This is a genomic window from Streptomyces sp. NPDC002845, from assembly GCF_053591955.1.
This window is the reverse complement of sequence record NZ_JBSFUU010000073.1, coordinates 31,890-51,616: the sequence shown is the minus strand read 5'-3', so window position 1 is coordinate 51,616 and position 19,727 is coordinate 31,890. Positions and strand designations below refer to the sequence as shown.

Here is a 19,727-nt window from a genome sequence, read left to right as displayed (position 1 = left end):
CCAGTTCTACCGGGGCTCCGCTTCTTACGTCCCGAGTCACCGCAGATCAGCGCGTACTTGTCAGCGCCTCCGAAGCCGTAACTTCACGGCCTTGGGCTTTGGGCGTCTTACGGTTCGGTGACGTCAGGGGACGGGGTTCAGCTCCGATGAGCGGTTACCTTGTTACACCGAGTACATGGTCAATCGGGGGGCCACGATGGCCGAGAGCAGGCAGCGGTTCTTCATCAGTTACGCGGGGCCGGACCGCCCCTGGGCGGAATGGGTGGGCTGGCATCTGGAGCAGGCCGGGCATGCGGTGACGCTGGACGTGTGGGACTGGCGTATCGGCGACGACTTCGTGGACCACATGGACGACGCCCTCGAAACGTCCGACGCCATGGTGGTCCTGTTCAGCAAGACGTACTTCGACCCCGAGCGGTGGACCAAGGAGGAGTGGACCGCCGCGGTCGCCCGCCGGGACCGGGTGATCCCGCTGGCCCTGGAGCCGGTGACCAACGCGGATGTTCCTCCTCTACTGGCCGCGAAGCTCCGCAAGGACCTTCACGGGCTGGACGAGGAGGCCGCCCTCAAGGCACTTCAGGAGGCGGTCAACGGCGGGGCCCGGCCAACCGGTCCGCCGCCTTTTCCCGGTACGGCAACGGGGACGGTGGCACCTCCGAACGGCACCAAGCCCCGGCTGCCCAGCGGCACCGAGCGGCCGGACGTGTGGAACGTACGGCGCCGGAACCCCGACTTCTCGGGGCGCGAGGCCGAGATCGCCCGGCTTCGGGAGGGGTTGCTGAGCGGCCGTCATGCTGTGGTGCAGGCGTTGCACGGCATGGGTGGCATCGGGAAGACGCAGATCGCGTTGGAGTACGCCCATCGGTTCGCCGGGCAATACGACGTGGTGTGGTGGGTCGATGCGGAGCAGGCCGATCAGCTGCCGGTCTACTACACCGAGTTGGCGGACCGGCTCGGCATCGCCAAACCAAACGCCGGGTCGGAGCACAACGCTCGGGCCCTGGTCAACCATCTGGGCACGCTGCGGAATTGGCTGATCATTCTGGACAACGCCGAAGATCCGGAGCAGATCGAACCCTGGCTGCCCGAAGGTCCCGGCCACGCCTTGATCACCTCGCGCAATCCCAATTGGAGCGGCGTCGCCAGCCGTACGGACCTGGACGTGTTCGCCCGCTCCGACGCCGTCGCCTTTCTCAAGGCCCGCATCCGAGGCATCGACTCCGACAACGCGGACGTACTGGCGCAGGACCTCGGCGACCTTCCGCTGGCCCTGACCCAGGCCGCCGGTGTCATTGGCAGCGGTATGACCGTCAACCGCTACCGTCAGCTCCTCGCGACCAGTTCCGCCAGGATCCTGAAGGAGGGCGAGGCTCCGGGGTATACGGCCCCGCTTGCTGCCTCGGTCAACATTGCCACCAGCCGACTGCATGACGACCACCCCGAGGCTCTGGCCCTGCTACGCCTCGGTGCCTTCTTCGGCCCCGAACCTATTCCCATCGGCTGGCTGGAGACGGCTCGGCCGCTGCTGAGCTCCATTCCCGGTGCCCCGGACGACCTCATGTGGCCCCGAGCCGCCCTGCAACCGCTGAGTCGCTTCGGACTCGCCCGCCTGGATCACGAGACGTTTCAGATCCACCGCCTTACGCAAGCCGTCTTGCGCGATCAGACCACCCCGGAACAGGTCCGGAAAGTCGAGAGCGACGTGGCCGCCATCCTTGGCAGCGTCGATCCGGGTGCCCCGGACACCCCGGACGCCTGGCCCGCGTGGGCCGCACTCGCCTCCCACCTCACCGCCACGCAGGACATCCTCACGAACCGTCCCGAACTACGGGCTACCCTGCTCAAGGCAGTCCTGTTCCTCATCGAGAGCGGCCGGGTGCGTAGCGCACACCAGCTGACGACTTCCCTGGGGCAGTCATGGGCCGACACGCTCGGGCCTGAGCACGAAGACATGCTCAGGTGTATGCAGTACCTCGGTCATGCGACCTCTGGCCTCGGTGACCTCAGCGGAGCCAGAACCATCATCGAGGACGCCTTCGCCCGTCGACGGCTGACCCTCGGCGACGACCACCCTGCCACTCTGGATTCAGCCAACGATCTGGGTGTCATTCTGAGCTACTTAGGCGAACTGGCGGAAGCTCATCGCATGTACGAGGACACTCTCGCCCGCCGACGACGGACCCTTGGCGACGACCACCCCGAAACCCTCCACTCCGCCTACAACCTCGCCGGCAGCCTGTACCACCTGGGCGAGCTTACCGAAGCACGCCGCATGCAGGAGGACACCCTCACCCGCCAGCAACGCATCCTCGGCAACGACCACCCCCAGACCCTCCACTCCGCCCACAACCTCGGCAATACGCTCCGCGAACTCGGCGAACTGACCGAAGCACGCCGCATACACGAGGACACCCTCACCCGCCGACAACGCACCCTCGGCAACGACCACCCCGAAACCCTCCACTCCGCCCGCAGCCTCGCCGACACCCTCCGCGAACTCGGCGAACTGACCGAAGCACGCCGCATACACGAGGACACCCTCACCCGCCAGCAACGCACCCTCGGCAACGACCACCCCGAAACCCTCCACTCCGCCCACGGCCTCGGCAATACGCTCCGCGAACTCGGCGAACTGACCGAAGCACGCCGCATACACGAGGACACCCTCACCCGCCAGCAACGCACCCTCGGCAACGACCACCCCCGCACACTCGACTCAGCCCACGGCCTCGCCAGCACCCTGTATCTGCTCCGCAACTACCCGGAATCAGTGCAGTTGCTCGAAGATGTACGTATCCGCCGACGGCGCATCCTCGGTGACAACCACCCCGCCACGGTGGCGGTGACCAAGTCCCTCGTCAACGCGTTGACCGCCTCGGGGCAACGCTTCAAAGCACAACGACTCATGGCCCAGCGCAAGGGAGGCGGCAAGCGGCGCTTCAGCCGAAAGCGCCGCTAGACAGAGGCGAGAGTCACCGCGCAGCCCTGAACAACGTCAACCACCGCGGCACATCAACCTCCGCCCGCACCGTCTTCCCCGGCGGCTCCCGATCCACCACCTCCCACCGATCCGCGAGCGCCTCGACAAGAACGAGCCCGCGCCCGGACTCGTCGAGCGGGCCCGCGGGCCGTACGTCACCCGGCGCCGGCGGATGCCGTTCCGTGCGGGTGTCGGAGACCTCGACGCGGACGCTGCCCGTGACGAGGGAGAGGGTCAGTTCGAAGTCACGGCCGGGTACGCGGCCGTGGGTCACCGCGTTGGCTGCCAGCTCCGCCACGATCACGCCGACCGTGTCGGAGACGTTCGTGCCGTGGGCGATGCCCCAGTCGTGGAGTTGGTGCAGGGCGAGGTGGCGGGCGAGGCGGGCGCCGAGTGGGGTGGAGCTGAAGCGTTGGGTGAACACACATACGGTAACTGGGCATTGGGTGGCTGGTGGGGCTTCCATGGGCCCAATGTGGCCTGCCTGCCCACCAGTTCTCCAGGTCCGCACCGCGTACGCTGCGCGAGCGTACGCGGTTACATGCTGGACAGTACCGATAACAGCCCGTAACCATAGGTGAGTTGGGAGTGGTGTGACAGGGCCGGTGCGCGGAAGGTGGCCAACAGTGGTCGACGATACGTTCGGTACGGATGAGGGCGACAGCGGAGAGGGGGCGGTTCCGGCCTCCTTCCGGGTGAGCGGTGAGCCCGAGTACTCGGGCAGTCTGCGGACGTTCGGTGCGGTACACCGGGCGCTGCGCGAGCACGCGGGGATGAGCCGGGAGGAGTTCAGCAAGCTTGTCCGCTTCTCCAAGCACACCGTCGCCTCCGTCGAGTTGGGGCGCCGCATGCCCGACTCGAAGTACGTCGAGCGGGCGGAGTCGGCCACGGGGAACACCGGGGCGCTGCGCGGCGCCGCGGTGTTTCTGGAACGGGAACCGGGGCTGGCGACCTGGTTCCGGAAGTGGGCGCGGCTGGAGAAGCTGGCGATCACGTTGTATACGTACGAGTGCCGGATGATTCCAGGGCTGTTGCAGACGGAGGCGTACGCGCGGACGTTGTTCAGGAACCGACTCCCGCCCCTTGATGACGAACAGATCGAGGCCCAGTGGGTGGCGCGCGCGAAACGGCAACGGCTGTTGCGGGAGCGGCCGAACACGGCGTTCAGCTTCATCCTGGAGGAGCAGTTGTTCCTGCGGCGGACGGGTGGGGTGGACGTCACGCGGGAGCTCATCGATCACGTGCTGGAGATCGCCGAGCTGCGAAACGTCGAGATCCAGATCATGCCGTTGGTTCGGGAGAGCCATGCAGGTCTGGACGGTCCCATGCGCTTGCTGGAGACTCCGGAGAACAAGTGGTTCGCCTACTGCGAGGGCCAGCGAGGTGGTCTGCTCGTCTCCGACTCGAAGGAGATCAGCGTCCTGCAAAGGCGGTATGCCAGGATGCGTTCGCAGGCTCTTACCCTTGAAGACTCCGTGAGCCTGTTGCAGCGGATGCGAGGAGAGCTATGAGCACCACCGAACTGGCTTGGTTCAAGAGCAGTTACAGCGGCGGTGATGGCGATGACTGCGTCGAGGTCGCCCTTTCCTGGCGCAAGTCCAGCTACAGCAGTGGCGGTTCGGGCGACTGCGTCGAGGTAGCCCTCCCCTGGCACAAGTCCAGCTACAGCAGTAGCGGCGACGGCGACTGCGTAGAAGTCGCCACCTGCCCCTCCCTCATCCACATCCGCGACTCAAAGAACCAACACGGCCCCCACCTCACCCTCTCCCCCGCCACCTGGACCGGCTTCCTCCAGCAAGTCACCCGCTCCAGCTGTCGTCATACGGATCCCTCGGCCCCTTGACCGGCTGGAACTCGGCAACGGAGAAGTACGGAATCGTGCCCCCGTTGACGGGATCCTTGGCCTGCTTCTCCACATACGTGCCAGTGACCTCCAGCCACGTATCCGGCCGGAGCACAGCCGGAAGCTCGCCGGTCAGACCCACCTTGACCGGCTGAGCGTCCGCCGCACAGCAGTTCAGCGTCATACGCACCAAGTGCGGCGTGCCGTTCTCGTCCAGGGCGACGAGACCCGCTGTAGTGATCCGGTGGTCAGCAAGGGACCGGTCCTGGTCGTAGACAGCCCGCCCCGCGTAGTCGGCCAGGCTGAGCCGAACATGGCTCTCAGAGGCAGGCAAGGCCGGGTAACCCCAGGGCTGCTCCTGCAACGCGGTCCCCGCCCTCAGCGCGCTGTACGACCCCAGCGCCGGAGGCGCGACCAGGATGAGCGCGAGGAGAGGCAGCACCAGCAGCCAGGCCACCCGCGGCTCATGGTGCCCCCCACCGCCCCCACCGCCCCCACTGCACCCATCGGCCCTACCGGCCCCCTTGCTCTTCCTCCCGTACCAGACCGTCGCCACGGCCGCCGCGATGAGCACGATCCCCGCGCCCAGCACCAGCGGCCTCAACCCGGCCTTCACGTACCGCAGATAGAGATCCGTGGAGCCCGCGCGCAGCAGAGCCCCGCCCACCAGGAACAGAACAACCGCCTGAGCCTGCCGATTCACAGCAACACCGCCCCCGTCAGCACCGACACCACCACAGCCATCGCGAACGTCACCGGCGCGAAGCGCAGGGCGAACGCTCGTCCGAAGGTTCCCGCCTGCATGGCGAACAGTTTCAGGTCGACCATCGGCCCCACGACCAGGAAGGTCAGCCGGGCCGTCAACGAGAACTGGGACAGGGAGGCCGCCACGAACGCGTCCGCCTCCGAGCAGATCGACAGCAGCACGGCGAGAACGGCGAGGGCGAGCACGGAGACGACGGGGTTGTCGGCGGCGGACTGCAGCCACTGCGCCGGCACCACGGCCTTCAGGGTCGCCGCCGCTATCGCGCCGACCACCAGGAACCCGCCCGCGTGCATCACGTCATGCCGCACCGAGCTCCAGAACGCCTCCCCCTTGCTCACCCCGTCGACGGCAGGCCGGGCAGGCGGCCGCAGCCACTCCGTACGCCCGAGCCGCTGCCACAGCCATCCCATCCCGCACGCCACCACCAGGCTCGCCACGAGCCGGGCCACCACCATCTCCGGGTTGCCCGGGAAGGCGACGGCCGTGGCCGTGAGCACGATCGGGTTGACGGCCGGGGCCGACAGCAGGAAGGCCAGCGCCGCCGCCGGGGTGACGCCCCGCCGCACCAACGCCCCGGCCACGGGCACGGACGCGCACTCGCACCCCGGGAGGACGACGCCCGCCGCCCCGGCCACCGGCACCGCCAGCGCGGGCCGCTTCGGCAGGGCGCGGGCGAAGAACGACGGCGGTACGAACACCGCGAGGACCGCCGACAGCAGCACTCCCAGCACCAGGAAGGGCAGCGCCTGGACGATCACCGCGACGAACACCGTCGTCCAGCTCTCCATCACCGGCGTCGACAGCAGCCCGCGTATCGGCCCCTGCAAGGCCACCAGCAGGACGAGCAGCATGGTCAGCGCGAGCGGGGAGCTGATCTGCCAGCCACCGCCGTCCCGCGCCTCGTCCGTCTCGTCACTCTCGCGCCCCTCCGCCCGGGGCGGGGCTTCCTTGGTGATGGCCACGGGTGACGTACCTCCGACGACGTGCACGGGCTTCGCTGGTTCGTTTCCCTCCCCCTCAGTACGGCCGTCCACGCCCGACTGCTCATCTCCTCGGAAGTCCGACACCAGTGGCCCTGTGCCGCCTAGTCGCTCACCACCCCCAAGTGCCGTGCCGCGAAGTCCAGTTCGAGCCGGATCTGCTTGATGCGCTCGTCCACGACGAGGGAGCCGTGCCCGGCGTCGTAGCGGTAGACCTCGTGGGTCGCGGCGCGGGCGGTGAGGCGGTCGACGTAGTTGTCGATCTGGCGGATGGGGCAGCGGGGGTCGTTGACGCCGGCCGAGATGTAGACCGGGGCCTTGACGTCGTCGACGTACGTCAGGGGAGACGAAGCCGCGAAACGCTCGGGGACCTCCTCGGGCGTGCCTCCCAGGAGCGTGCGGTCCATGGCCTTCAGGGCTTCCATCTCGTCGTGGTACGCCGTGACGTAGTCGGCGACGGGGACGGCCGCGATGCCCAGGCTCCAGGCGTCCGGCTGGGTGCCGAGGCCGAGGAGGGTGAGGTAGCCGCCCCAGGAGCCGCCGGTGAGGATCAGGCGGGCGGGGTCCGCGAAGCCGGAGTCCACCGCCCAGTCCCGTACCGCCGCGATGTCCTCCAGCTCGATCAGGCCGACCCGGTGCTTGAGTGCGTCCGTCCAGGCACGGCCGTAGCCGGTGGAGCCGCGGTAGTTGATGCGGATCACCGCGTACCCGTGGTCCAGCCAGGCGGCCGGGCCCGCCGCGAACGCGTCGCTGTCGTGCCAGGTGGGGCCGCCGTGGATGTCGAAGAGCGTGGGGTACGGGCCCTCGGCTCCCCGCGGCCGCTGCACGAGGGCGTGGACGCGGCCGCCGGGGCTGTCCACCCACACGTCCTCCACGGGGTGCGACCCCGGGCACTTCAGCCCCGGCGGATCGAGCACCACCTTGCCCGTGGTCGAGCGGACCACCGGCGGTTCGGCGGCCGACGACCACAGGTACTCCACGCTGCCGTCCGGCCGGGCCGTCGCGCCCGACACCGTGCCCTTGGGGGTGTCGACCCGGCGCAGCTCGCGTGTCGCCAGGTCGTAGCGGTACAGCTCGCTGCGGGCTTCGAAGCTGTGGGCGACGAGGAGGGCGGAGCCGTCCGGGTACCACTCGGCGCTCAGGTCGCCCGCGAGCTTGTCCGCGAGGCCGAGGTCGGTCTCCTCGCCCGTCGCGACGTCCCACACGAGGGGTTCCCAGCGGCCGTTGCGCTGATGGCCGACGAGGAGTCTCGTGTCCCCGTCGACGGGTGCGAAGCCCAGTACCTCCAGGCCCAGTTCGACCGTGCCGCCCTTGGTGTCGTCGAGTTCCGCGACCGCCGTGCCGTCCGGGTGCAGTACGCGCAGCGCCGAGTGCATCGCGTCGCCGTGCTCGGTGTGCTCGATGGCGATCAGGGTGCCGTCGTGGGAGAGGTCGCCCACGCCGGCGGACTCGCGGTGCCGGTAGATCTCCACGGGGTCCCCGCCGAGCCGGGCCAGGTGGACCGTGGAGCCGTCCTCGTCCGTCGAGCGGCCCACCACCGCCATGCGGCCGTCCCTCCCGATGGCCAGGCCCGCCGGGTACGACGCCTCCAGGCCCGGTGCCGCCTCTTCGTCCGGTCCGCCGTGGAAGGGCTGGCGGCGCCATACGCCGAACTCGTCGCCGTACGACGGCGAGTCCGGAACGGAGGAACCCATGCCGTCGTCGAACCACCAGATCCACTCGCCGTCGGGCGAGAGGACCCCGTCCGATGTGCCGTCCGGCCGGTCGGTGACCTGCCGCTGGTGACCGGTCTTCCGGTCCCACGCGTACAGCTCGTACTTGCCGGTCGCGTTCGACACGAACAGCGAGTGGTCGGGGGCGTCTTCCGCCCAGTCGGGGAGGGAGACGCGCGGTGCACGGAACCGCTTCTCCCAGTCGGGCATGGCTTCTGCGTCGCTCATGACTCTATGAAACCCGATCGGCGAAGGGTCGCTTCACGGATCGCCGGACGGCTCCACGCCGCGCTCTCCCCGGGAAGCCGTGGCCGCACCCGCGTGATGTGCGTCACGTCACCTCACACATGCGGAGGCTGCGTCGTCACGAGGGCATGAAAGTGAAACCGCTGCGGCACACCATGCTCGTCGCGCTCCTCGTGACGGGCTTGTACGTGGGTGTCTGGGCCTACTTCTTCCCCCGGGGCTGGTACGACGGCTTCCCCGGCTTCGGCCGTACCTGGCTGCCCCCGTTGGGGCCGTACAACGAGCACCTCGCCACGGACACGGGCGCCATGTACCTGGCGCTGGCCCTCCTGACCGCCGTCGCCCTGCGCAAGCCGTACAGCGACCGCCTTGTGCAGGCGACCGGTGCGGCATGGCTGGTCTTCAATGTCCTGCACCTCGCCTACCACGTGCGGCATCTGCACGTGTACGGCACGACGGACAAGACCTTGAATGTGGCCGGCCTGGGCGCCCTGGTGCTGATCTCGGCCGCGCTGTCGATTCCCGTGCCCCGCCCCCACGCGCCGCGGCGACCCTCCCGCGACGCGACCACGACTGACGACTGACGACTGAACCACCGCAGGCCGAACCGTTGAAGCTGAAAGCTGAAAGCCGAGGAGCGAACATCATGCGCATCGCAGTCGCGGGCGGAACCGGACTCGTCGGACACCATGTCGTCGACGCCGTCACCGCCGCCGGACACGAACCCGTGACCGTGGCCCGGAGCCACGGCGTGGATCTCCTCACCGGCAGAGGCCTGGACGCGGCCCTCACCGGCGTGGACGCGGTCATCGATGTGACCAACGTGACGAGTATCAGGGAGAAGGTCGCCACCCCGTTCTTCGAGACCGCCGGGCGCAACCTGCTGGCCGCCGAGGAGAAGGCGGGCGTCGGACACCACGTGACGCTGTCGATCGTGGGCCTCGACCGTGTTCCGGGCTACGGCTACTACCGGGCCAAGCTCCGCCAGGAACAGATCGTCCAGGACGGCCGGATTCCATGGACGGTACTGCGCGCCACCCAGTTCCACGAGTTCGCCCAGCAGGTGCTCGGTCAGGTACCCGGGCCTCTGGCTGTCGTGCCCCGGATGCGCTGCCTGCCCGTCGCCGCCCGTGAAGTGGCCCGCCATCTGGTCGAGGTGGCGACCGGCCCCGCACAGCAGACGGCTCCGGAACTCGCCGGCCCGAAGGAGGAGCAGCTCGTCGACATGGCGCGCCGCCTGCTGCGCGCCCAGGGGCGGCGCCGGTGGCCGATCCCGGTCAGGTTCCCGGGCGCCACCGGCGCGGCGATGACGGGCGATGCCCTGCTTCCGACCGGGGCCGGGCCGCGTGGCGTGCAGACTTTCGACCAGTGGCTCGACGAAGCGAGCGGGTAACACCGCAGTCCCACCACAGTCCGACCGACCGCCCTCCTTCCCTGCTCCCACCCCAGGAACAACCATGACCCCACCCGACGCCCCTGCCCCGGATACCCCCGGCGACCCGGACGCCACGCTCCAGTCCCTCCTCGCCGAACGGCGCACGCTGATCAACCTCTGCTACCGGATGCTCGGCACCGTGCAGGACGCGGAGGACGCCGTCCAGGAGACGTACTCCCGCTGGTACGCCCTGTCCGACGAGGAACAGCAGGCCGTACGGTCGCCGCTCGCCTGGCTGACCCGCGTGGCCGGCCGGATCTGCCTGGACCAGCTCACCTCGGCGCGGGCCCGCCGGGAACGCTACGTCGGCGAATGGCTGCCCGAGCCGGTACGGGACAGTCCGGTATGGACCAGCACCGGCGGCATCCGCGGCGGCCCGGAGGATCCGGCGGACCGGGTGACTCTGGACGAGTCGATCAGTATGGGCATGCTCGTCGTGCTGGAGGCGATGACGCCCGCCGAGCGCGTCGCCTTCGTCCTGCACGACGTGTTCGGCGTGCCCTTCGACGACATCGCCGACACGGTCGGGCGCACCCCGGCCGCCTGCCGTCAGCTCGCCTCCTCGGCCCGGCGGCGTCTGGGTGCCGCGCGCCCGCGTACGAACTCGGCCGACCGGCACCGCCGTGTCGTCTCCGCCTTCCGCGAGGCGTGTGAGACCGGCGACCTCGCCGCCCTCGCCGCGCTGCTCGACCCCGCGGTCCAGGCGCATTCGGACGGCGGCGGCAAGGTGCGCGCGGGCCTCCGCCCGGTCGTCGGCAGGGACAAGGTCGCCAGGCTGGTGGCGGGGCTGCTGCGCAAGGGAACCGGCCTGGAGTTGGCCGAGGAAGTGGTCAACGGCCGGTCCGGACTGGCCGCGCGCAGCGAGGACGGCACGACCGTCGCGGTCATCGCGACCGGTGTGGAGGACGGTCTGATCACCCACATGTGGATGATGCTGAACCCCGACAAACTGCAGGCCTGGACAGCACGGACCTGACGCCTGTCCCCGCGCCCCTTCAGGGGCGCGGGCGGTGACATCAGCGGCTCCGCCGCGGGGCGCGACCAGCCACACACAACCCGCACCCCGCAACAAACCGCACCACCCATCCCCTTCCCGGACCCTCTGCCCAGCCCCGCGCAGCGGCCCCGTACCGTTGAAGTCGTGTACCGGTTCCTGCTGACGCCCCGATGGTGGGGGATCAACGTCTTCGTGCTGTTGGCGATTCCGTTCTGTGTGTTCATGGGGTCGTGGCAGCTGGGGCGGTTCGAGGACCGGGTGGAGGGCCATCGGGAGGCGGGCGCACAGGCCGAGGCGGCCCGGACGGAGGCGGCGCGGCCGCTCGGCGAGTTGCTGCCCGTCGACAAGGAGACGTCGGGGAAGCCGGCCACGGCGACCGGGCGGTACGCCGATCAGTTGCTCGTGCCGGACCGGGAGCTGGACGGCGAGCGCGGGTTCTATGTGCTGACGCTGCTGCGGACCGAGGGCGGCAAGGCCCTGCCCGTCGTACGAGGGTGGGTTGCCGGTGCCGCGGACTCGGGCACGGCTCCCGCCCCGCCCGCCGGTGAGGTCACCGTGACCGGTGCGCTGCAGGCGTCCGAGAGTCCGGGGTCGAACGGGGTGAGCGCGGCCGGTGGGCTGCCCGAGGGTCAGACCGGGGCGATCAGCGCGGCGGGGCTCGTCAACCTCGTGCCGTACGACGTGTACGACGGCTGGATCACGCTCATCGAGGCGGACTCGGGGATGAAGGCGGTGCCCGCGGCGGTGGCGCAGGGCACCGGGCTGGACCTGAAGGCGTTCCAGAACCTCGGCTACACCGGGGAGTGGTTCGTCTTCGCGGGGTTCGTGGTCTTCATGTGGTTCCGGCTGCTCCGCCGCGAGGTGGAGTTCGCCCGGGACGCCGAGCTGGGGATCGTCCCGGAGGATGTGGACGAAGGGCCTTCACGCCAAGCCAGTAACGCTCAGGCAGAGGCCAGCAGCCCCGTCCAGTAGATCGTCCCCGCGCACGCGTTGCTCACGGTGGCCGTGGTGGTGGGCATGCCGCCCTCCGCCGTGTGGGACACCACGACGCTGCCGTCGGCGAGGCCGTCCTCCTCCCGGACGAGCTGGGGAGTGGCACCGGTGGTGCCCTCCGAGGTGGTGCCGCCGCCGGTCTCGCTGGTCGGGGTGGTGGCCGTGGGAGTCGGGGTCGGCGAGGGTTCGGGGTCGTTCGGGGGGCCGCCGTCGGTGGGGCAGGTCTCCGAGGGCACCCAGGCGAACTTCACCTCGTACGCGGCCCCCGGTTGCAGCACCAGCTCGGCGACCTGGAGGGAGGGGTCGGGCAGCCCGGCGGCCTCGTCTCCCTCGACATGGCTCGCCACGCCGATCTTGGCCTGGTCGGCGGCGCCCTGCGCGGCCACGGCCACGGTGCCCGCGCTGGTGACCGTACAGATGGCGGCGGAGACGTTGACCACGCGGAACGTGCCGTACACCGCGCCGGCGGAGTCCGGGGAGCCGACGGTGCCGGAGGCTCCGCCGAGCTGCTCCGGCGTACAGGCCGGGGTGGTGCTCTCGGCGGAGGGTGTCGCCACGGGCCCGCCGGTGGTGCCGTCGCTCGCGCCGCCCGTCTCCTTGACGTCCTGTTCCGTGTCGCCGGTCCCGCCGGAGGGCTGGGACGCGCCGGAGTCGCCGCCTCCCGAACTCACCTTGTCGTCCTCGACCTTGGGCTGGCCCCCCGCGCCGCCCTGGGCCTGTGAGGCGTGGCCGGCCGCGGACGGGTTGGCGTCGGAGCCGGTGGAGTTCGAGACGTGGACGAGGGCCGGAACCGCCGTACCGACGAAGAGCGCGGCGGCGGCCAGGCCGACCAGGGCCTGCCGCCTGCGGGCCCGGCGGGCGGGCACCGCGCGCCGAAGGTGCTCCAGGGTGCCCTCGCGGGGCTCGATCTCCTCGACCGCCTGGCGCAGCAGGGTCCGCAACGCCAGTTCCTCGGAGCCGAGCTCCTCGGAATCCCGGCCCTTGGGGCCCTGTTGATCGGGGCCGTCGTTCACAGTTCCGTTCCCAGCGTGCGTGTGGTTCTGTCCGTGTGTGTGGTTCTGTCCGTGCTCGTGATTTCCACGGTGCTCGTGGTGCTGATGTTCATGGTGTTCGTCGTGCCCGGGTCGCGCGAGGATCTCGTCGTGACCGCGCGGGCCACCGTACCGGCGGTACCGGTCGGAGCGACCCTGCTCGTCGTGCCCGTTGGCCGGTTCACGACCCTCGTCCCGGTCTCGGCCGTCGTACCCACCCCGGTCGCGGCCGCCGTACCAGCCCCGCCCGTCAATCGGATCGCGCCCGCTCATGCCGGCGCCTCCATCGCGACGCGGAGCGCCGCGATGCCGCGGGAGCCGTACGCCTTGACCGAGCCGAGCGATATGCCGAGCGTCTCGGCGACCTGGGCCTCGGTCATGTCGGCGAAGTAGCGCAGGACGAGGACCTCGCGCTGGCGGCGCTGGAGTCCCTTCATCGCCTTGATGAGGGAGTCGCGCTCCAGTTGGTCGTACGCGCCCTCCTCCGCGCTCGCCATGTCGGGCATCGGCTTGGAGAGGAGCTTGAGCCCCAGGATGCGGCGTCGCAGCGCGGAGCGGGACAGGTTGACGACGGTCTGACGCAAGTACGCGAGCGTCTTCTCCGGGTCACGGACGCGCTTGCGCGCAGAGTGCACACGTATGAAGGCCTCCTGGACGACGTCCTCGCAGGACGCGGTGTCGTCGAGGAGGAGCGCGGCGAGGCCGAGGAGCGAGCGGTAGTGGGTGCGGTAGGTCTCGGTCAGGTGGTCGACCGTCGTACCGGCCGTACCGGCCGCCGTCGCGTCGTCGAAGCCCTCGACTCCGTCGCGCTGGCTGGGGATGCGGGCGGGCCGCGCTGCGGGCATGGGGGCGATCACCGGCATGCCGCCGGGCGCGCCGGACATGCGGGGACGGCGGGGTGGGCGAAGGGCGGTGCCTCTCGCCTGTACCGCGGTGAAGTCGAGTACTTCTGCCACGCCAGTTGGACACGTGTCCCCCCATGGGGGTTGTACGCGACAGCCATGACTTTTGCGTCAGACCGCAAACCCGTCGGCACCCCGGCCGGTACCGCAGCCGGCACCCCCGCCGGTACCTCTGCCGACGCGCTCGACGACGCACCGAACGGTGTGCCACTTGGTCTCATGCGTACCAGCTCTCCCCCTGTGTCCAGATATGCCCAGACGTATCACGGTCCCGGCGTCCGACCCCCCGAAGGGCGTTCGCAAAGACGCTCCCCGCCCTGCGCACGGTTGCGAAGGACGGGGAGGAAATCTTCGAACGCGGGGATGGCGTGATTCAAGTGGCCCACGTTACCGGCCGCTCACGACAGCTCCCGGCCGCTCAGGACAGCTCTGCCGCCACCAGCTCCGCGATCTGGGCCGTGTTGAGGGCCGCCCCCTTGCGCAGGTTGTCCCCGCACACGAAGAGTTCGAGGGCCGTCGGGTCGTCGAGCGCCCGGCGTACGCGTCCGACCCAGGTCGGGTCGGTGCCCACCACGTCGGCAGGGGTGGGGAACTCCCCGGCGGCCGGATCGTCGACGAGGACGACTCCGGGCGCCGTGGCGAGGATCTCGCGTGCCTTGGCGACGGTGACCGCGCCCTCGAACCGGGCGTGGACGGTCAGCGAGTGCGTGGTGACGACGGGCACGCGTACGCAGGTGACGGCGACCGGCAGTTCGGGGAGCCCCAGGATCTTGCGGGACTCGTCCCGTACCTTCATCTCCTCCGAGGACCAGCCGTCCTCGCGCAGCGACCCGGCCCACGGCACCACGTTGAGCGCCACCGGCTCCGGGAACGGCCCGGTGTTGTCGCCCACGGCCCGCCGTACGTCACCGGGCTTGGTCCCCAGCTCCGTACCGGCGACCAGGGCCATCTGCTGCCGCAGGGTCTCCACGCCCGCGCGGCCCGCGCCGCTGACCGCCTGGTACGAGGAGACGACCAGCTCGCGCAGCCCGAACTCGGCGTGCAGCGCGCCCAGCGCCACGATCATGGAGAGGGTGGTGCAGTTGGGGTTGGCGATGATCCCGCGCGGGCGGCGGCGAGCCACGTGCGGGTTGACCTCGGGGACGACGAGCGGCACGTCCGGGTTCATCCGGAAGGCGCCCGAGTTGTCCACGACGACCGCGCCCCGGGCGGCGGCGACCGGCGCCCATTCCAGAGAGACCTCGTCCGGTACGTCGAACATGGCGACGTCGACGCCGTCGAAGGCCTCCTCGGCGAGGGCGACCACCTCGACCTCCTCGCCGCGCACGGTCAGCTTGCGGCCGGCCGAGCGCGGCGAGGCGATCAGACGGATCTCGCCCCAGATGTCCGCGCGGTGGGACAGGATCTGGAGCATGACGGTGCCGACGGCCCCGGTCGCTCCCACAACGGCGAGCGTCGGTCGCGCAGCGCCCCCGGCATCCGATGCCATCAGCGTCCGGTGCCCCCGTACACGACGGCCTCGTCGCTGTCCGAGTCGAGCCCGAAGGCGGTGTGCACGGCGCGGACGGCCTCGTTGACGTCGTCGGCGCGCGTGACGACCGAGATACGGATCTCGGAGGTCGAGATCAGCTCGATGTTGACCCCGGCGTCGGACAGCGCCTCGAAGAAGGAGGCCGTGACACCCGGGTTGGTCTTCATCCCGGCGCCGACCAGCGAGATCTTGCCGATCTGGTCGTCGTAGCGCAGCGACTCGAAGCCGATCGCGGTCTTCGCCTTCTCCAGGGCGTCGATGGCCTTGCGGCCCTCGGTCTTGGGGAGGGTGAAGGAGATGTCCGTCAGACCGGTGGTCACGGCGGACACGTTCTGCACGACCATGTCGATGTTGATCTCGGCGTCGGCGATGGCGCGGAAGATGACGGCAGCCTCGCCCGGCTTGTCCGGTACGCCGACGACCGTGACCTTGGCCTCGGAGGTGTCGTGCGCGACACCGGAGATGATGGCCTGCTCCACCTTCTGGTCCCCTTGCTGCTGTGTCTTTTGAACGACTGGCTCACTGCTGACCCACGTGCCCTGCAGTCCGCTGAAGCTGGACCGGACGTGGATCGGGATGTTGTAGCGGCGGGCGTACTCCACACAGCGGTGGAGCAGCACCTTGGACCCGGAGCTGGCCAGCTCCAGCATGTCCTCGAACGAGATCCAGTCGATCTTCCGGGCCTTCTTCACGACCCGCGGGTCGGCGGTGAAGACGCCGTCGACGTCGGTGTAGATCTCGCAGACCTCGGCGTCGAGGGCGGCCGCCAGCGCGACGGCCGTGGTGTCGGAACCACCGCGACCGAGCGTGGTGATGTCCTTCTTGTCCTGCGAGACGCCCTGGAACCCGGCGACGATCGCGATGTTGCCCTCGTCGAGCGCCGTCCGGATACGGCCCGGCGTGACATCGATGATCCGGGCTTTGTTGTGGACCGAGTCGGTGATGACGCCTGCCTGGCTGCCGGTGAAACTCTGGGCCTCGTGCCCCAGGTTTTTGATCGCCATGGCCAGCAGCGCCATGGAGATCCGCTCTCCGGCGGTCAGCAGCATGTCGAACTCACGCCCGGCAGGCATCGGAGACACCTGCCCGGCGAGATCGATCAGCTCGTCCGTCGTGTCGCCCATCGCGGAAACGACCACGACCACCTGGTGGCCGTTCTTCTTCGCTTCCACGATCCTCTTGGCGACGCGCTTGATGCCCTCGGCATCGGCTACGGAGGAGCCTCCGTACTTCTGCACGACAAGGCCCACGTGCGCTCCTCGCTCAGTCAGTCTGTGTTTCCGCAGTCCACACATACGTGTATGTACCGCGGTCGGCTCAGTCTATCGAGCGGCCGAAACCTCCTTCCGAGGTATCGCATGGTGAGATGTCCCGCTCACCAAGTGATCACCCCGGCCTTTCTCCGGGTTTTCTCCCCCGGAGCCGCCGGAATTCACCCGACGCCTTCGGCCGCACCGGGATGGCATCTGCCCGCACCGCCGTCGAAACACTCGGAAAGTGCTCCGTGTCACACGTAATGCCTCCGCACACCCGAAAGCTCAACGCCTGGTACACCTGACGCTCAACTTTCAAGCACTAAGGTCACTCCCGTGCGTGTACTGCTGGTGGAAGACGACGAGCCGGTCGCCCAGTCGCTCCGGCGCGGGCTGCTGCGCTACGGCTTCGAGGTGGCCTGGGTCACCACGGGCGAAGCCGCCCTCGCCCACGAGGACCCCTACGACGTGGTCCTCCTCGATCTCGGCCTGCCCGACACCGACGGCCTCGACGTCTGCAAGGCCCTCCGCGGCCGCGGCGACGTACCGATCATCGTGATCAGCGCGAGGAGCGACGAGACGGACCGGGTCGTCGGCCTGGAACTGGGCGCCGACGACTACGTCTCCAAACCCTTCGGTGTACGGGAGGTCATCGCGCGCATAAGGGCGGTGATGCGCCGCGCGCAGCCGCGCACCGCCGAAACACCGGCCGCGCCCGGTGGCCCCGACCGCTACGGCCCCCGCCTCACCATCGACCGCAAGGCCGCCCGCGTACACCTGGACGGCGGGGAACTGACCCTCGCGCCCAAGGAGTACGACCTCCTGGCCTTCCTCACCGAGGAGCCGGGCGCGCTGATGTCGCGCGAGCAGATCATGGAAGCGGTGTGGGACGCGAACTGGTTCGGTCCGACGAAGACCCTCGACGTCCATGTGGCGGCACTGCGGCGGAAGCTGGCGGGGGTGATCACGATCGAGGCGGTACGGGGGGTGGGCTTCCGGCTGGAGATCGTGAAGGACACGGCTGTGAAGGACCCGGCTGTGAAGGACGCCACCGTGAAGGACGCTGCCGTGAAGGACTCTGAGCAGCGGCCGTCTTCCGGATCGTCGCCTTCCGGGTCGTCGCCTTCCGGGTCGTCCCCTTCCAGTTCATCGCCTTCCGGATCGGAGTCGTCCGGCTCATGATCCGCCAGCTCATCCGCAGCTACGTCCTGCTCACCGCGGTCGCCATCGGCCTGTTCACCGGGCCGGTGGCCTTCTCGCTCACCGACCAGCTGCGCGACGACACCTCGGAGTCCGTCCGGCGCGAGGCCGACACCATGGCGCTGCTCCTGGGCAACGACAAGGCCGCCTCCTGCCAGGCCCTGGAGGAGATGGCCGAGGCGTACGAGACGCACGGCCGCGTCCAGGTGACCCCCACCGAGGGCTGCCCGGCGAGGCTGCCGGAGCCGGAGCAGGACGCGGCGCTGACCGCGGCTCTGGAGCGGGGCAAGCCCACGACCGACTGGGGCTCCCCCTTCATCTGGGGGCCGAACCTGGTGATCACGGTCCCCGCGTACGACTCCGGCAAGAACGTCGTCGGCGCCGTACGGATCGTCTTCTCGACCGACGGGCTCACCCAGCGGCTGTGGACGATCTGGGGCTTCCGGGTGATCCTCGCGGTGCTCGTCCTCGCCGTGGCCGCGCTCATCGGTGCCGTGGCGGCCCGCCGCCTGACGCGCCCCCTGCGCCAGCTCAACGACATGGCGAGCAAGTTCAGCGACGGTGACCTGACGGCCCGTTCCCCCGTGACGGGCCCCCAGGAGACACAGACCCTGGCGCGCACGCTCAACCAGGGCGCGGAACGCCTCGACACGCTGATAGCGGCCCAGCGGATCTTCGTCGCGGACGCGTCGCACCAGCTCCGTACGCCGCTGACCGCGCTGCGCCTGTCGCTGGACAACATCGCGGACGGAGTGGACGACGACTTCGTCAAGGAGGACGTCGAACAGGCCACGGCCGAGGTGGTCCGGATGAGCCGCCTGGTGAACGACCTGCTGGTGCTGGCAAGGGCCGAGGCGAAGGTGACGGCCGCGGAGCCGCTCTCTCTCCGTGACGTCATCGAGGAACGCCTCGCCGTGTGGAGGCCGGCCGCCGACGAGCGCGGAGTCACCATCGCGCTCAGGGGGGGTGCCGGCGGCCGGCTGCTTGTGCTGGCCAGCCCCGGTCATCTGGACCAGGTCCTGGACAACGTCCTCTCCAACGCCCTGGAGGTCTCGCCGGACGGCGCGACGATCACCGTGCGGGTGGAACCCCGGGGCGACGAGGTGGTGGTCTCGGTGCTGGACGAGGGACCCGGTATGTCGGACATCGAGAAGTCCCGCGCCTTCGACCGCTTCTGGCGCGGCCAGGGCCTCACCGGGCGCTCCGGTTCGGGCCTGGGCCTCGCCGTCGTCAGGCAGTTGGTGACCGACGACGGCGGGACCGTGGCCCTCACGGACGCGCCCGGGGGCGGGCTGTGCGTGGTGCTCAGCCTTCGGGCATCGCAGAGGAGTGGTGGTTGACGATCTTCCACTCGCCGTTCCGCTTCTCGTACTCGTAGGTGTAGCGGGCCTCGACGACACGCTTCTCGCCGGTCTCGTGGTCGGTGAGCGTGAACTTGTACACGCCCGCGTCGATCGCGGAGTTCCGGTCGAGGACGTTGACAATCGTCTGGACCTTCTCGCCGACCGGGTCGTCCTCCTGGAAGTGCTCGAAGTAGTCGACGATCCCGGCGCGGTCGGTGCGGACCTCGTTCGAGACGGTCGGAAGAAGAACGGCGTCCTTCGCGTACAGGTCCGCGACCTTGCCGGCGTCGCCGGTCTGCAGCGCGGCGTTCCAGCGGTCGAAGAGGCCGGCGATCTCCTTCTCGGTCGGCTTCGACCAGCTCTTGCCGGCCGGCTTCGCCGCCTGGTCGGTACCGGCGACACCGACTCCGGTGGCCACGCCGCCGAGGGTCACGAGGGCAGCGGCGGTGACGATGGCTGCACGCTTGGTTATGGAACGACGAGTCATCGCATCTCCATTGCGGGTGAGGTGAGTT

General features: G+C 69.7%; 17 protein-coding genes and 1 pseudogene. 9 read left to right on the top strand and 9 right to left on the bottom strand.

Translation table 11 applies throughout. The features are described from left to right. Positions 1-196 precede the first annotated feature (196 nt). Entirely contained in the window at positions 197-2,959 is a 2,763-nt protein-coding gene (gene fxsT / locus ACWD3C_RS37090) for an FxSxx-COOH system tetratricopeptide repeat protein (protein WP_451151101.1), read from the top strand. A gap of 13 nt (positions 2,960-2,972) precedes the next feature. Here fxsT and ACWD3C_RS37085 read toward each other — a convergent pair whose 3' ends face one another. Continuing rightward, the gene (locus ACWD3C_RS37085) at positions 2,973-3,446 is read right to left on the bottom strand and encodes an ATP-binding protein (protein ID WP_451151091.1); all 474 of its coding nucleotides are present in this window, start codon (positions 3,444-3,446) and stop codon (positions 2,973-2,975) included. A gap of 229 nt (positions 3,447-3,675) precedes the next feature. On the opposite strand from ACWD3C_RS37085, the gene ACWD3C_RS37080 reads away from it, so the two are divergent. Together ACWD3C_RS37080 and ACWD3C_RS37075 are read left to right on the top strand one after the other, a co-directional pair. Next, positions 3,676-4,491 (top strand): helix-turn-helix domain-containing protein, encoded by an 816-nt coding sequence (locus ACWD3C_RS37080; RefSeq protein ID WP_451151099.1) that lies wholly within the window; start codon positions 3,676-3,678, stop codon positions 4,489-4,491. Further along, positions 4,488-4,823 carry a DUF397 domain-containing protein gene (locus ACWD3C_RS37075; protein ID WP_451151089.1) on the top strand — a complete coding sequence of 112 codons (336 nt, stop codon included), beginning with the start codon at positions 4,488-4,490 and terminating at the stop codon, positions 4,821-4,823. The genes ACWD3C_RS37080 and ACWD3C_RS37075 overlap by 4 nt, the downstream gene beginning before the upstream one ends. Here the strand turns inward: ACWD3C_RS37075 and ACWD3C_RS37070 are convergent. From ACWD3C_RS37070 to ACWD3C_RS37060, 3 genes are all read right to left on the bottom strand, one after another. After that, the gene (locus ACWD3C_RS37070) at positions 4,780-5,526 is read right to left on the bottom strand and encodes a TIGR03943 family putative permease subunit (protein WP_451151087.1); all 747 of its coding nucleotides are present in this window, start codon (positions 5,524-5,526) and stop codon (positions 4,780-4,782) included. The two genes, ACWD3C_RS37075 and ACWD3C_RS37070, sit on opposite strands and share 44 nt — an antisense overlap. Next, positions 5,523-6,551, bottom strand: a complete 1,029-nt coding sequence (locus ACWD3C_RS37065; protein WP_451151085.1) for a permease — start codon at positions 6,549-6,551, stop codon at positions 5,523-5,525. The genes ACWD3C_RS37070 and ACWD3C_RS37065 overlap by 4 nt, the downstream gene beginning before the upstream one ends. Before the next feature lie 122 nt (positions 6,552-6,673). Next, a complete protein-coding gene (locus tag ACWD3C_RS37060; protein WP_451151097.1) occupies positions 6,674-8,491 on the bottom strand; it encodes a S9 family peptidase in 1,818 nt (605 codons plus the stop codon). 164 nt (positions 8,492-8,655) lie between these two features. On the opposite strand from ACWD3C_RS37060, the gene ACWD3C_RS37055 reads away from it, so the two are divergent. The 4 genes from ACWD3C_RS37055 (at position 8,656) to ACWD3C_RS37040 (ending at position 11,931) form a co-directional block, all read left to right on the top strand. Beyond that, positions 8,656-9,111 carry a hypothetical protein gene (locus tag ACWD3C_RS37055; RefSeq protein ID WP_451151083.1) on the top strand — a complete coding sequence of 152 codons (456 nt, stop codon included), beginning with the start codon at positions 8,656-8,658 and terminating at the stop codon, positions 9,109-9,111. A gap of 62 nt (positions 9,112-9,173) precedes the next feature. Further along, complete coding sequence (locus tag ACWD3C_RS37050; protein WP_451151081.1) at positions 9,174-9,920, top strand: SDR family oxidoreductase; 747 nt, start codon at positions 9,174-9,176, stop codon at positions 9,918-9,920. 64 nt (positions 9,921-9,984) lie between these two features. Then, complete coding sequence (gene sigJ, locus ACWD3C_RS37045) at positions 9,985-10,938, top strand: RNA polymerase sigma factor SigJ (protein ID WP_451151079.1); 954 nt, start codon at positions 9,985-9,987, stop codon at positions 10,936-10,938. 165 nt (positions 10,939-11,103) lie between these two features. Beyond that, positions 11,104-11,931, top strand: coding sequence for an SURF1 family protein (locus tag ACWD3C_RS37040; protein WP_451151077.1), 828 nt, complete (start codon positions 11,104-11,106; stop codon positions 11,929-11,931). Here the strand turns inward: ACWD3C_RS37040 and ACWD3C_RS37035 are convergent. From ACWD3C_RS37035 to ACWD3C_RS37020, 4 genes are all read right to left on the bottom strand, one after another. After that, positions 11,901-12,965 carry a hypothetical protein gene (locus ACWD3C_RS37035; protein ID WP_451151075.1) on the bottom strand — a complete coding sequence of 355 codons (1,065 nt, stop codon included), beginning with the start codon at positions 12,963-12,965 and terminating at the stop codon, positions 11,901-11,903. The two genes, ACWD3C_RS37040 and ACWD3C_RS37035, sit on opposite strands and share 31 nt — an antisense overlap. A 287-nt stretch (positions 12,966-13,252) precedes the next feature. Then, positions 13,253-13,867 (bottom strand): SigE family RNA polymerase sigma factor, encoded by a 615-nt coding sequence (locus tag ACWD3C_RS37030; protein ID WP_451151073.1) that lies wholly within the window; start codon positions 13,865-13,867, stop codon positions 13,253-13,255. A gap of 436 nt (positions 13,868-14,303) precedes the next feature. Next, positions 14,304-15,374 carry an aspartate-semialdehyde dehydrogenase gene (locus ACWD3C_RS37025; protein WP_451151071.1) on the bottom strand — a complete coding sequence of 357 codons (1,071 nt, stop codon included), beginning with the start codon at positions 15,372-15,374 and terminating at the stop codon, positions 14,304-14,306. Continuing rightward, a complete protein-coding gene (locus ACWD3C_RS37020) occupies positions 15,374-16,666 on the bottom strand; it encodes an aspartate kinase (protein WP_451151069.1) in 1,293 nt (430 codons plus the stop codon). The genes ACWD3C_RS37025 and ACWD3C_RS37020 overlap by 1 nt, the downstream gene beginning before the upstream one ends. A 339-nt stretch (positions 16,667-17,005) precedes the next feature. Here ACWD3C_RS37020 and ACWD3C_RS37015 point away from each other — a divergent pair. Next, positions 17,006-17,689 (top strand): annotated as a pseudogene (locus tag ACWD3C_RS37015) (response regulator transcription factor); the annotation flags it as partial. A gap of 158 nt (positions 17,690-17,847) precedes the next feature. Then, the gene (locus ACWD3C_RS37010; RefSeq protein WP_451151067.1) at positions 17,848-19,209 is read left to right on the top strand and encodes a HAMP domain-containing sensor histidine kinase; all 1,362 of its coding nucleotides are present in this window, start codon (positions 17,848-17,850) and stop codon (positions 19,207-19,209) included. Here ACWD3C_RS37010 and ACWD3C_RS37005 read toward each other — a convergent pair. Continuing rightward, a complete protein-coding gene (locus ACWD3C_RS37005) occupies positions 19,175-19,699 on the bottom strand; it encodes an SgcJ/EcaC family oxidoreductase (RefSeq protein ID WP_451151065.1) in 525 nt (174 codons plus the stop codon). The genes ACWD3C_RS37010 and ACWD3C_RS37005 overlap by 35 nt on opposite strands. Positions 19,700-19,727 lie beyond the last annotated feature (28 nt).